The organism is Caballeronia sp. AZ1_KS37, from assembly GCF_023631165.1.
Taxonomy (GTDB): Bacteria; Pseudomonadota; Gammaproteobacteria; order Burkholderiales; family Burkholderiaceae; genus Caballeronia; species Caballeronia zhejiangensis.
In genome coordinates, this window is record NZ_JALQDP010000028.1 from 129,233 (window position 1) to 142,654 (window position 13,422).

Genomic DNA, 13,422 nt, shown 5'->3' on the forward strand with positions numbered 1-13,422 from the left:
TTACAAGGACAGATGGAAGACATGACCCAATTACAGAACGAAGAAGCCGCCGTACAGCGCGGGCGTTTGCTCGCGCCGGGCATGTATGACCTGAACGACCTCGAGATAGGCGATCATTTCGTCACGTCGGGCATGACGTTGACGGAAGCGCATATCGTCAATTACGCGGGTGTATCGGGCGATATGTACGACATCCATCTCGACGATGTGGCCGCGCAGCAGGCGGGATTTTCCGGCCGGATCGCGCACGGACTGCTCGGCCTCGCGCTCACCGATGGTCTGAAGACGCGCTCACCGGTGCGCATGAGCGCGCTGGCGACGTTGGGATGGAACTGGTCGTTTCGGGCGCCGCTTCATATCGGCGATCGCATTCAGGTCGAAATCGAAGTCGTCGGTAAGCGGGTGACGAAGCGCATCGACCGAGGAATCGCGACGCTGAAGCTGCGCGTGCTGAATCAACTGGGGAACGTCGTGCAGGACGGGGAGACGCTGCTGTTGATGCAGAATCGGGCTTAGTTTTCTCAAATATTCGATACGCGCGACGATTGCCCATCAGCGGACGTTAACGATCATAGTTTGACCGAAGCTCGGGCGGTCGAGCCCGATGCGCGCAACCAGTTGTGTCATGACCTCCCACTCCGCACCGCCTCTGCGAGCACGAGCAACGTGCAGAATTGCAGTTTGGGTGCGCGTCACTGCGATCGCTGCGATCGCTGCTTTAACCTGGACATGCTAAAGGCTGGGTGCAGTTTCCATGTCGAGCGGCCCCACCTCCGATCAGTGCCGCTAGCGTCTTCGGACCATTCCTAAATGACAATGACGTCGCTCCGAGCGACGGAATATTAGGTCACAATCCCCTGCTAAATTGTCCCGATTCGGAATGCCAAGCGATTGCGCGATGCAATCCTCGGGTCGTTAAAACGTCTACCTAAGTTGTCGTCGAAGGTGGCGCTTATCAGGGAGAGTGCTTTCGCATGTCAATGGTATTGCCAAGTCAGGCCTACGGCCTCCAGTTGAAGCCCCACCCCGCGCCCATCTCAGTATTGAGCTTCAATGGCGAGGCGCAAATTAGCGCGCTCTACAAGTTCAATATCGAATTTACGAGCCCTGTCGCCGATATTCCGATGGATCAGGTCGTTGGGCGGTCTGCGGTGTTGACCATCGCCCCCATCGATCCTCAAGAAGCTTATCTGCGGCAGATGTTCGGTGAACGATGGAAGGACTTCAGCAAGGCGCCGGAGCCTAAGAACTTCGACGTCAGTGCCCTGAAGCGTTTCAGCGTAGCTGTTGGCGAAGCTGTATCGCTGTTTGCTCAGAAGATGGGCATCAAGTTGTTCGCAGGACGTGGTTCGATCGATATCGAAGCGCAAACCGATGCGATGTCCCTTCTTTCAGCCAAAGACTTGACCGTCTCGAGTGCTGATGGCTCGGTCCGGGTTAAAGGGAAGCGCGAGATCGTCCTTGAGTCGGGAGGCGCGTTTATTCGAATCGCTGATGGCAACGTCACGATCGGCGGACCGGGCGATCTCATTCTGAAGGTCATCACGATGCAAAAGCAGGGCGCGGCGACACTTCACGAGGCAACAGCCGTACTGCCCAAGCCGGCTGGACTCTTCGACGAGCAATTCACGCTGCGCGATGAGCACTCGGGCGAGATTCTTTCGTACCACCCCTACCGGATAGAAACTGCAGATGGGGAAATTCACGAAGGCATCACGGACGTCGAGGGGCGTACCGTGCGCGTATACACCGGAAAAGGGCAGGGATTAAATATTTTCAAAGGTTGATCATGAGCGACATACTTGCAACCCCGACAAAGCCTATTGGAACCGGCGCCACCAACAGCAGCAAGCCCGGCAGTAGTAACGTCGATGTGAAGGTACCTGCTGAGCCACTGTGCTTTTTGCGACCTGAAATGGGCGAGGTGATCGTTGTTCCTGCGGAAGACGCAAATGCAGTGCGAAGCCAATACAACAAGCTGAGCGACATGATGGCGGAGCTTCACTCTGCAAACAGCGCCGTACAGTTGTGTGAAACCTAGGGCGGTCTTGCGGGCTCGAGTGGTTGCCTGTGTCACAAGGTAAGCAGCGACCTAGCTCGATTTTCGAGCTAGTGAGTGATCGCCTGTCCACTCACTTGGCGTCCGTACGGGAGCTGGACATTGTGCTGCTGCTCGACGAACAATCTCTCAATGAGAGTGATACGTGGAAGTTGGCCGCTCAACTAGCGTTGGCAAGCGAACGGCGTCGAGTAACCGTGCAGGTGATGCCTGCGTCTGCCAGTATGTCGAACCTACAGGATAGGATTGACTCGGAGATCGCGCCGGCGACGTTGTTTGTCGCTTTTCAGCTCTGGCACGACGCTAAGGGCAAGCCGTTCAGTGAGGGAGGGGCGGCGATTCTATTGCGGGCGAAGGCTCGTCCGGATCCATTGCGACCAGCAAGCGTTGGTTTGAAAGGCGTGCATATCTTTAGGCCCATGCATTCCTTGTCGGAACACTTCAAGGAAGACCTGTTTCAATTGCTGGACATACAACTCGTTTCGAAGAAGGCTGCAAACTTTTGGTTGAGTGCGATTGGAGATGATGCACGCGGCGCCGTTCAAGTGGAGGCGGGAAATCATCCGGCTACGGGCGAAGCCTCGGTGCGAGACCTGGATGCGGTGCTCGGAACTGTTGGACCGGCCAGTGCTTGGGTAGCGTTGGCCATTGCGCTGGAGATAGGCTTGAAATCTGAGGCGCCTCAGTTATTGGCGGTCAACGATGACGGAAAGCACACTTTGATGTTCGCAGTAATGCAGTCGACGAAGGAAGTAATGAATTGAAGAATAAGTACACCTGGGGAAGATGGCTGATCCTTGCCGGAATCTCTCTGGCGGCAGTCTTTTTTATCTATCTGACTGTCGACGGCCCAGCGTTGAGCGCATGGCTTTCTAAGTACCGCGGGTATCTGCTGGCTACGATGGCCTCGCTCTTGCTCGTGCTAGGGTTTGTGCTGCCCAAGCGGACGCAGGTTCGGCGGAGCCTTCAGTCAGCGTCCAAGTCGCTGGAATTTGAACCGCCGCAAGCGAAGACGGACGCCACCGATGCGACGTCGAGTGTTTATGAGGCGCGTATCAATGCATTGCGTCATCGCCTGATCGAGCGACACGGGAGGCGTTGGCGCTATCGCGAGCGATGGTTGCTTGCGGTGGGCGGTGAGGATCATGTCAAGCATTTGGCGCCGGAGTTGGTCGAGGTCGGTTTCGCATTAGTTGGTGGTGTGGTACTACTCTATTCGCGGCAGACTGCCAATGATCTTGATACGGAGTGGCTGTCTCGCATAAGAAAGCTGCGTCCTCGCCGACCAATTGATGCGATCGTTGCAGTAACGGCGCCCGAGGGCAGAACAGGCGATGCTTTCGACGCGGACTCCATCGGACAATACCTCGCACACCATGCACGGGTTTTACACTGGTCCGCGCCGACCTACCTGTTGAACGTGAAAGAGTGCGGTGGCGCTGTTGCTAAGCATAGCGAGACGATTGGCATCCTCTGGTCAGAGGCGCGGGCAGACAAGAGCTATCTCGACAACTCGCTTGTTCGTCTTGGGGGCGAACTCTCAACTATGGGCGTTGCCCGTCTGAGTCTCGACCCCTATGATCGATTGGCGGCTGAATTCGCTCAGCATATGGAAACGTGGCGTACTGCCCTTTCCGACGTGGTGATGCGCGTTGGAAGCTCCCGCGTCTGGCGTGTTGCAATTCACGGTTTGCTGTTCGCTCCGATTACCTCAGAGCGGTCGGCAGAAGACGATCGGAGAGTTCTAGAGGACCGTTCTGATTCGCAGAACTTCGCGACCTCGCGTCACGGGGTTTGGCAAACGATTGCGGCGCATAGCCGTAAGATCCATGGTCGCCGTGTGGGTTTTTGCTGGTCGACGTCGACGGCGTGGGTGAGCGTCGCTGCCGTCGCGCTGTGGGTCGTGGGCACCCTCATTTCGGGAGTATCGAACCGTGCATCGATTCAAAACGCCGCTGCGACGCTGGATAAGCTTGGGTCCGCACAAGGCACTACGCAAACGCTAACCGTCCTCGACAGGCTGGACAAGCAACTCGACACACTGGAGGTCCATCGCACAGAAGGTGCGCCATGGCACGCCCGTTTCGGGCTGAACCATGACGCCGCGCTGCTGGATGCTCTTCAGCCGGGCTACCAGAGCGCAGCCTCGCGCATACTCATCGCACCGATCCAGGCGAAGCTCGAGGAGCGGCTGCGACAACTCGCTTCGCTCTCCGACGCCGAGATCGCCAGCGGCGGCAACGCGCAGGTGCAAGCCGCGTACGACACGCTCAAGACGTATCTGATGCTCGCTCACCCGGAGCACGCCGACGCGTCGTTTCTGAGCGCCCATATGCTCGCCACCAACGCACCGGCGCGCCCGTCGAACGCATCGGTGACGCCGGGTACGTGGGAAGACACGCGCCAGCACGCAATCGCTTTCTATGCCAGCCACCTGAAGCGCGACTCAGCGGCTGCAATCACCCCGGACGTTGCGCTCGTGGCCGCCGCCCGCCAGACGATCATCGGCGTGCGCGGCATCCAGAACTCGACCGACGCCATCTACCAGCAAATCATCGAGGAGACGAAGCCGAAGTACCCACCGGTGACGCTCGCCACGCTTTTGGGCGATCACCCAAGCCGCGGCCTCTTCAACACAACGGCGACCGTGCCCGGTGTTTTCACCCGCGCGGCGTGGGACGAACGCATCCCGAAGGCGATCGACGAAGCGAGCGAACAGCGCACGGTCACGGGCGATTGGGTGCTCTCCGACGCCAAGCTCGACAACACTGCTCCTTCGACGCTGAAAGCCGAACTGCGCCAGCGCTACTTCAACGACTACACGCGCGCGTGGGCGCTGTTTCTGAATAGCATCCGCTGGCAGAGCGCATCGTCGCTCTCGGGTACGGTCGATCAGTTGACGCTCCTTGGCGATCCACAGCGCTCGCCGCTGGTCGCGCTGATGAACGCGATCGTCTATCAGGCGAGTGCGGGCGCGTCGACGCAATCGCTCTCGGACAATCTGATTGCAAAGGCGCAGCAGTGGGCGGGCAAGGACGAGAAGGATCCGTCGAAACAAGCGCAGCCGCAGTTGGCTCCGCTGGCGGTCGCCTTCGGCCCGATTCTGCGTCTGACGGGCGCCGATCTCACCGCGCCCGCACCGGCCAACGCGAAGTCGCCGACACAGAGCGCCGCGCTCGGCGAACTGAGCCTGCCGCGCTACCTGGAGCGCGTGACGGCCATGCGCCTTAAGACGCAGCAGATGATGGCCAGCGCCGATCCGGACGCGATGTCGCGCGCGGCCGCGCAAGCCGTGCTGCAAGGCAAGACATCCGATATCGCCGACAGTCGCGACTACGCGAGCCGGCTGGCCGCGAGTCTCGGCGAGCAATGGTCGGGTTTCGGCCGGCTCTTCGAAGCGCCGCTCGAGCAGACCTGGCAGGTGGTCGTGCAGCCCGCGTCATCGAGCCTGAACGAGATCTGGCGCACGTCGATTCTGGCGGACTGGAACCGCGCGTTTGGCGGACGCTATCCGTTCGCGGATTCCGACAACGACGCGTCGCTGCCCGACATGGCGCGCTTCATGCGAATGGATAACGGTGTCATCGCTCAGTTTGTGGCGACGGAACTGGCGGGCGTGGTCAAGCGTCAAGGTGATCAGTGGGTCGCGGCGCAGGGATCCGACCAGGGCACGCTGACGCTCGATCCCGCGTTCCTCGCTGCGCTGAACAAGCTGACGCGTGTATCGACCGCGCTGTTCCCCTCGGGCGACGCCCGCGTGCGCTTCGAGCTACGCGGCGCGCCCACACCGGGCATCACGGACATGAAGCTGGTGTCATCGGGACAGCAGCTTCATTACTTCAATCAGATGGAACAGTGGGTGCCGTTCGAATGGCCAGGCCAGGCGCTGGACAACGACGCGCAGCTTCAATGGGAAACGGAGGAAGGCGGCCTGCGCTCGACGATGTACGCGCAAGGCCGCTTTGCGCTCATCCGTCTGATGGAGCGCGCCAAGGTCTCGCAGCAGGACAACGCGCGCTACGTGTTGTCGTGGACGCCCGACCAGGGCGTGGGTCCGGCGCTTTCGGTGCAACTGCGCGCTGAAAGCGGCGCGGGGCCGCTCGATGTGCTGGCGCTGCGCCACTTCACGCTGCCGACGCACATCTTCATGACGAAGTCCGTTGCTGAGAGAGGTTCGGGCCCGAACCCGCCGCCTTTACCGCCAGGCGCGTTCTCAGCGGCGCAGAAAGTTGGCGTGCCGCTGCCGGGAGGTCGATGATGCTGGCCGGATTGCTCAAGAAACTTCTCCCGTCTCAGGACGCCGATCAGCTCACTAGAGCGCGTCTCGATGCATGGAACGCGTGGCTCACGCCGTTGTCTGGCGAGAACGGCGTCGGCCGCGATCCCGGCTATGAAGATGCCTTCTTCGAAGTGAAGGACGAAGCGGGCAAGCTCTCGAATATCGACGACGCGTCGATCGTTCGCGCATGCGAGCAGTTGACCAAGGAAGTCGGCAAGGATCTGCGCGTGGCGGGCTTCTATGCCTTCGCGCGTCTGCGCCAGGATGGGCCAGCAGGCTTTGCCGATGGGCTCGAACTGACGGCCGCGCTGGTAGACCGGTTCGGCGAGTCGGTGCATCCATCCCGTGCCGAAGCCAGGAAGGGCGCGCTCGAGATGCTGGCGACCGCGCGCATCCTCGATCTGCTCGACGCCCGTGGCGCGTTCGCCCCCGCCGATCTTGAACGCGCGATCGCCGCGCTCGATGTGATCGTCGGGCGCACCAACGCATGGGCGCAAGGCGCGCGTCCGAACCTGCAGGCGCTCGTCGCGCGCTTTGAGCGCCACGACGACGCCATACAAAGCGCCGAACCGAGCGCGAGCGCGCCGATTCCCGCAAGCTCGTCGCTGCCGTCATCCGGTCCGATAGTCTCCGCACGCGATCTGCTCGACCAGGCACGCACGATGGCCGCATGGCTGCGCGATCAGGAAAACGGCTATCTGCCGGCGGCGCGTCTGGTGCGCAGCATCCGCTGGGACACGCTGCACGAAGTGCCGCCGGGGGATGCGAGCGGGCGCACGCGGATCGAGCCGCCACGCAGCGAAATCCGCCAGCATTTCAAGCGGCTCGTGCTGCAGAAACAGTGGAACGAACTGCTCGAACGCGTCGAAGGCGCGTTCATGGAGGGCGTCAACCATCTGTGGTTCGACCTGCAGTATTTCCAGCACGTCGCGCTAGATAACGTGGGCGCGCCCTACAACGCATGGCGCGATCTGCTGCGCGCCGACTTCGCGCTCTTCCTCGAACGGCTGCCGGGCATCGAGCGGCTCGCGTTCAACGACGGCACTCCGTTCGCCGACGACGCCACGCTCGAATGGATCGCCCGCCACGCCGTGGTGCGCGATCTGGAAGCGGGCGAGAGCGTGGCGTCGCTGCCGGTATCCGCGGATGCCGATGAGCACGCGGCAGGCGACTGGCCCGAAATCGAAGCGCAAGCGCGCGATCTGTCGTCACGCGAAGGCATCGAAGCGGCGTTTGCGTGGCTCGATGCGTTACCGGGCATGAAGACCGAACGCCATCGATATCTGCAACGCCTGGTGATGGCGCGCGTCGCCGACTCGGCGGGCCGTGCGGATACCGCGCTCGCGCTGCTCGCCGAATTGGACGCCGCGTCGCACTCGCTGCCGCTCACGCGCTGGGAACCGGCGCTGGTCTTCGAAGTAAAGCAGCAATTGATGCGCGCGCTCAAAACGCAAACCACGCGCAAAGACGCCGACAAAATCGCTCTGGGCTCGCGCATCAACGAATTGCGCAACGAACTGACCGTGCTCGATCCCGCCCGCGCGCTGACGCTTTCATAACAAGGCAATGAAGAACCCCTACGTAATCGACGGCGATCTGAACGCCGATGTCGACAGCCGTTACGACGATCCGGTGCTCGGCTACTACGAAGCCGAGATGCGCTATCTGCGCGAGTCCGGGCGCGAATTCGCCCGCGCGCATCCGGACCGTGCGCGCATGCTCAATCTGGACCGCGTCGGCGACCGCGATCCGTATGTCGAGCGGCTCTACGAAGGCTTCGCGTTCCTGACCGGCCGTCTGCAGCAGAAGCTCGACGACGAACTGCCCGAGTTGACCGAAGGCCTCGTCAGCCTCTTGTGGCCGCACTATCTGCGGATGATTCCGTCGTTGTCGGTCGTGGAGCTGATTCCGCTCGGCGAGAAGATGCAGAGCACGATTCTCGTCCCCGCGGGCGTGGCTGTACGGTCCGCGCCGATTCCGGTCCCGAAGGACGGCGGTGAAGGCATCACGCCCGAGACGGTGCAGTGCCTCTATCGCACGACGCAGGCCGTGACGCTTCAGCCGATCCAGATCGCGCGCGCCGGCCCCGCCGTGCGGCACGACGGCAAATCGGTCATTCGCATCGCGTTCGAGCTGGATCGTTCGACGCGTCGGGCGGAAACGGATCTGTCCCGCATCCGCCTTCACTTGAGCGCGGAACTTCCGACGGCTTTCGCGATGCATCTGGCGCTTACCCGCCATGTCGAATCGGTCGAATGGCGCGTGCCGGAAATACGCGATGGCGAGGCGCGCGCGCTCTCGGGCGTCACGCTCGAAGCAGCGGGTTTCTCGCCGGAAGAACGCCTGTGGCCGAAGGCGGACGCCGCGTTTTCCGGCTATCAACTGCTGCTCGAATACTTCACGTTCCGCGAGAAGTTCCTCTTCGTCGATATCTGCGGATTCGATCTCAATCAGCTTCCCGAAGCATCGACGCAATTCGAACTGGAGTTCGTGCTCAAGAAGGCGTATCCGGCAGACCAGCGTTTCACGAAGGACAACGTGCGCCTGTTCTGTTCGCCGGTCATCAATCTGTTTCAACTCGACGCGGAAACCGTCACGATCGATCATCACGAGACCGAGTATCGCGTGGTGCCGGCAGGCTATCAGGGCGGGCACGTCGAAACGTATTCCGTCGACGCGGTAGAGTCGTTCGATCACCTTACCTCGGAGCGCTACGAGTACGTGCCGTTCGCGACCTTTCGGCATCGCGGCGGGATGCTGCGGCACGAGTCGCCCGAGCGGTATTTCCATACGCGGGTGCGCGCGGGGCTGGATGGTCTGCATGAAACGTGGCTGATCTTGGGCGGCAACGCATGGGAGTCGATGGCGGATCTGCCCGAGGAAAGCCTGTCGCTGCGCGTGACCGGCACCAACGGGCTGCTGCCGCGCAAGGGCCTGCGCGAAGCACGTCTGGACGAACTCGCCGAGAGTACGCCGAACGTCGGTGGCGTGCGCAATCTCGTGGCGCCCACGTTACCGCTCTATCCGCCCACGGGCGACCGCTTTCAATGGCGCGTGCTTTCGCATCTCGCGCCGAACTTCCTGTCGATGATGAACGCAGAAGTGCTGCGTGGCGCCCTCGCGCTCTACGACTGGACCAACGACGAGCTGAATCGAAGGCGGCTGGCGGGCATCCTGCATGTGTCGGAGGAATTGCTCGAAGAGATCACGGGCGGCGCGGTCGAGCGCGGCGTGCTGGTCGAAGTCACGCTGGATTCGCAAGCGTTCTCGGGCGAAGGCGATGTGATGTTGTTCGGGGAGCTGCTGCATCGCTTCTTCGAGCTGTATGCAGAGGTGAACCTCTTCACGAAGCTCGCGCTGGTGACGCTGCCATCGAAGGCGCGCATCGAATGGCCGCGCAGCAAGACGCATCGGGCGCCGCTATGAAGCCGCGCGATTTTCCGAATGTCGAGCCGCTGGTCGCGGCGTTGCTCGCACGCGCCCCGCGCATGAACTTCATGCAGTTGTGCCGGCTGTTCGAAGCGAGCGCGCCGGATCGTCCCGGTTTCGGTGAACGCGATACGCCCGCGCACGAGCCGGTGCGTTTCCGGTCGCGCGCGCGCATGGGTTTTCCCGCTGGCGAAATCGCTGCCGTCGAGTTCGATGACCTCGATGACGGCGGATACGGCGAACCGCTGCCGCCGACGATCCGCACGACCTTCATGGGCCTGTACGGCGTAGACGCGGTGATGCCGACGCACTACCTCGACGACATCGCCATGCGCGAGGAAGGGCACGAAGCCGTCGAAGCGTTTCTGGACCAGTTCAATCACCGGTTCGTGACGCTGCTGTATCGCGCGTGGAAGAAGTACCGCTACCCGGAGACCTTCCGGCACGGCGGCGCCGATCCGTACTCAAGGAACCTGCTGTGTCTCGCCGGCTTCGGCTGGGGCAATAAACCCGCGCGTGCGGGCTTGCCCGACTCCCGCATGCTCGCGCTTCTTGGTCTGCTCATTCAGCGCACGCGCACGCCGGAAGGGCTGGCGGGCGTGATCGCTTTGGGTGCGCCGGGCGTGGATGTGCGCGTCGACGAATTCTGGCCCGTGGCGAGGCGCGCGGGACAAGGCCAGCCGCTAAGCGCGAAAGCGATGATGGAAGGCAAGCCACGCGGGTTGGGCGGCGGCTACGTGCTCGGCAAGCGCGTGCATTACCGCAGTCGCGCGGTGCGCGTGACGCTGCGTCCGACGAACGCGCAACAGGCGCACGACTTGTTGCCTGGTGCGTGGCTCCATCGCGATTTGATGGCCCTGGCGCGGCTCTATATCGGCACGAAGGCGGACGTGCATCTGCGCATGCAGATGTCCTCGCGATTCACGCCCGAGCCAATGGTGGGCAAAGCGCGTGCGCCCGTATCGCCGCGTCTGGGCTGGACGGTGGTGCTGCCCGTTCGGCAGGAACGCGAGATCACGGTCGAGTTGGGCGTCTGCGAAGCGTTTCCGGCACCGCAACCGAACCCGTACCTCGAACCGCGTGCCGCATGAGAGGCCGAATGATGTCGAAACCGAATCAAATGGCCTGCGCGGTGTTGCTCATTCTCGGGCTGTCAGGCTGCGGCCTCTGGCAGGCGACCTCCGACGGAGCCACGAGCGCTTATCAAGCGATGACCGACTGGCGCGTGAAAGCGGTCGACGTCGACATGCGCGCCCGTGCCGACCTGAATCCGGACGCTTCGGGCCATCCGCATCCGGTGGCGGTGCGCGTCTATCAGTTGAAGGATCGCGCGCGCTTCGACAGCGCGTCGTTCAACGAGCTTCTCCACCACGACCGCACCGTGCTTGGGCGCGATCTGCAAGCGAGCGTGTCTGCCGTGGTCAATCCCGGCGCATCGGCGAGCGTGTCGCAGCCGATGCAAAAGGAGACCGCGTTCATCGCAATTGCCGCGTTCTATCGGAACGCCGATCAGGCGGGCGGCTGGAAGCAGGTCATCGCGGCCAGGAAGCTCCCTGACGACGCGCCGGTAAAGCTGACGCTGGCGGACAGCAAGCTCGATATGGAAAGCAAGGCGAAGGCGGGCAAGAAATGACGTGCGGCAGCGTCTGTCGTCGCCATCGTAGCTAAAGGGCGGTCGCGACAAAAGACCGATGGCTTCAAACATCAAACCGAATCGAAATCGACAATAACCAGCAATGCGGCACAACAGATTGAACGAATTACGCGGCGATGGCCTCGTCGCCCGCGCGACCCGAAGCGTGAACTCGGCGCTCTTTTTCATCGGCGCGCTTACGCTCGCCGGCTGCGGCGCATGGCAGGCCACCAAGGACAGCACGGTAAGCGCAGCCGAATGGCTCTTCACCACGCAAGTCAAGTCGATGAACGTCGAACTGAACGGTCGCGCCGCGTTGAACGAGAACGCGACCGGCCAGCCGCTTTCGACGGTGGTGCGGTTCTATCAACTCAAGGATTCGAAGACCTTCGCGCAACTCGAATACGTCCAGTTGCAGAACGCCGATCTCGAACTGCTCAAGACGGATCTCGTCGCCACCAAGGACGTCGTGCTGCGCCCGGGCGCGAGCGCGAGCGTTGCCGAACCGATGCAGAAGGACGCCGAGTACGTTGGCGTAGTGGCGTTCTTCCGCTCGCCGAGCAGCAACGGCGTGTGGAAGCTGTTGATTCCGAAGAAGCAGTGGAAGGACACCGATCCGGTGAGAATCAGTGTGCAGAGCAATCTGCTCGTGCTCGAAGGTGCGGATCCGAAAGCCGTGAAACGCGATGCGCCGCAGCAGTCCGTATCGAACGCCGGGGCGGCTGCCGCGTCGGCGACATCGAGTGTCTCGGGAGCCGCCGCCGCGAGCAAAGCGGCGGCGCAGAGCGTCAACACGGCGACCGACGCGCTCACAAGCGCCAAGGCGAGCGCGAGTTCGCTCTCGAAGAGCGCCGGCGGGTTGCTTTCGAATTGAACGTGTCGGAATGGTCCACCCGGCGGACCAATTCTTACCTCGTCTCACGCATGCGAGTCGCCCGCAAACAGCGCGAGATATCCTTCCGGGTCGACCGGCTTCCCGCCCACACGCACCTCGAAATGCAGATGCGGTCCCGTCGATCGACCCGTCGAGCCCACCTCGGCGATAGTCTCGCGCGGCTCGACCTGCTGTCCGACGCGCACTTCGATCTTCGAAGCGTGAGCGTATCGCGTGATAAAGCCGTTGCCGTGATCGATCTCGACCGTATTGCCATAGCCCGGCATCGGTCCGGCGTGGATTACGCGGCCGCCGGCGGCCGCGAGAATCGGCGTACCTGTCGGGGCGACCAGATCCACGCCCGGGTGGAAACTCAGGTGACGATTGAACGGATCCAGACGGTTCCCGAACGATGAACTCGTTCGTCCGAACGCGAGCGGACGACGCCCCGGAAAGGCTTCCCACGCCGCCTCGTGCTGCGCCGCGTCTTGTTCGAGCGCGCCAAGCGTCGTCGCCAGGCAGTCGAGTTCGTTGCTTCGGTTTCGCGGCTCCGGTCGCGCGTCGGCGGCCTGGCAAGGGCGGGGCGGAAGCTCTGGGCCGCCCGCTGCGTCGCTGGAGGCCGCGCGCACCGAGGCCACTGCGCTGGTCGCCGTGGCGCGCGGCGGTTTTGCGCGCAAGCGTTGATCGAACCCACTGAGCGTGTCCAACTGCGCAGCGAGCCGCTCCACGCGCGCATCGAGCGCGGCGTTCGACGCCTTCAGACGCGCGAGCTCATCGGCGTTGTAAGGGGCTTGGGCGTATCGGACGGCGGCGGGCTCCTGCGCACGCCGCATCTGAACGTCATACTGGCCCAGCGCGAGACCGCCTGCCAGCGCCAGCACCGCCACCGAGCAGGCAGTACCAACGATGGCGCGCAGCGCGCCTCGCCGCATCACGATGTAAAGATCGTTTTTCGAGCGCGAGATGACTGACACCACCCTTATCTCCCTGCAATCAGTGCGAGTTTTGAGATGGTAGGAGCGCGCCGGATCTCGGCCTATCGGACGAATCAGAGAAATTTGGGACAAGAGTCGATTCCGCGGCCTGCGCTATATCCGCTCATACATTCCGCCCTATATAAACAATAAAAATGTTTTGCTTTCATAGAT

11 protein-coding genes are annotated in these 13,422 nt (G+C 62.3%); 10 read left to right on the forward strand and 1 reads right to left on the reverse strand.

Annotation, left to right across the window (positions count from 1 at the left end):
* The first annotated feature begins 21 nt into the window (after window positions 1-21).
* From NCS00_RS15205 to tssJ (NCS00_RS15250), 10 genes are all read left to right on the forward strand, one after another.
* The gene (locus NCS00_RS15205) at window positions 22-516 is read left to right on the forward strand and encodes a MaoC/PaaZ C-terminal domain-containing protein (protein ID WP_235366203.1); all 495 of its coding nucleotides are present in this window, start codon (window positions 22-24) and stop codon (window positions 514-516) included.
* A gap of 458 nt (window positions 517-974) precedes the next feature.
* Complete coding sequence (locus tag NCS00_RS15210; protein ID WP_250440421.1) at window positions 975-1,787, forward strand: DUF2345 domain-containing protein; 813 nt, start codon at window positions 975-977, stop codon at window positions 1,785-1,787.
* A gap of 2 nt (window positions 1,788-1,789) precedes the next feature.
* Entirely contained in the window at window positions 1,790-2,041 is a 252-nt protein-coding gene (locus NCS00_RS15215; RefSeq protein WP_250440423.1) for a hypothetical protein, read from the forward strand.
* Between the two features lie 71 nt (window positions 2,042-2,112).
* Window positions 2,113-2,823, forward strand: coding sequence for a hypothetical protein (locus NCS00_RS15220; protein ID WP_502801581.1), 711 nt, complete (start codon window positions 2,113-2,115; stop codon window positions 2,821-2,823).
* A complete protein-coding gene (locus NCS00_RS15225) occupies window positions 2,820-6,317 on the forward strand; it encodes an ImcF-related family protein (RefSeq protein WP_250440427.1) in 3,498 nt (1,165 codons plus the stop codon). Before NCS00_RS15220 ends, NCS00_RS15225 begins: the two co-directional genes overlap by 4 nt.
* On the forward strand, window positions 6,314-7,897 hold the full coding sequence (gene tssA / locus NCS00_RS15230; protein WP_250440428.1) for a type VI secretion system protein TssA: 1,584 nt from the start codon (window positions 6,314-6,316) through the stop codon (window positions 7,895-7,897). The genes NCS00_RS15225 and tssA overlap by 4 nt, the downstream gene beginning before the upstream one ends.
* Before the next feature lie 7 nt (window positions 7,898-7,904).
* Entirely contained in the window at window positions 7,905-9,764 is a 1,860-nt protein-coding gene (tssF, locus tag NCS00_RS15235; RefSeq protein WP_250435518.1) for a type VI secretion system baseplate subunit TssF, read from the forward strand.
* Window positions 9,728-10,858, forward strand: a complete 1,131-nt coding sequence (gene tssG, locus NCS00_RS15240; RefSeq protein WP_175983085.1) for a type VI secretion system baseplate subunit TssG — start codon at window positions 9,728-9,730, stop codon at window positions 10,856-10,858. Before tssF ends, tssG begins: the two co-directional genes overlap by 37 nt.
* Before the next feature lie 8 nt (window positions 10,859-10,866).
* Window positions 10,867-11,400: a type VI secretion system lipoprotein TssJ gene (gene tssJ / locus NCS00_RS15245; RefSeq protein ID WP_250440429.1), complete on the forward strand. Its 534-nt coding sequence runs from the start codon at window positions 10,867-10,869 to the stop codon at window positions 11,398-11,400.
* Window positions 11,401-11,518: 118 nt separating this feature from the next.
* On the forward strand, window positions 11,519-12,274 hold the full coding sequence (gene tssJ, locus NCS00_RS15250; protein ID WP_502801580.1) for a type VI secretion system lipoprotein TssJ: 756 nt from the start codon (window positions 11,519-11,521) through the stop codon (window positions 12,272-12,274).
* A gap of 44 nt (window positions 12,275-12,318) precedes the next feature.
* Here tssJ (NCS00_RS15250) and NCS00_RS15255 read toward each other — a convergent pair whose 3' ends face one another.
* Window positions 12,319-13,251 (reverse strand): M23 family metallopeptidase, encoded by a 933-nt coding sequence (locus NCS00_RS15255; protein ID WP_008353907.1) that lies wholly within the window; start codon window positions 13,249-13,251, stop codon window positions 12,319-12,321.
* Window positions 13,252-13,422: the final 171 nt, after the last annotated feature.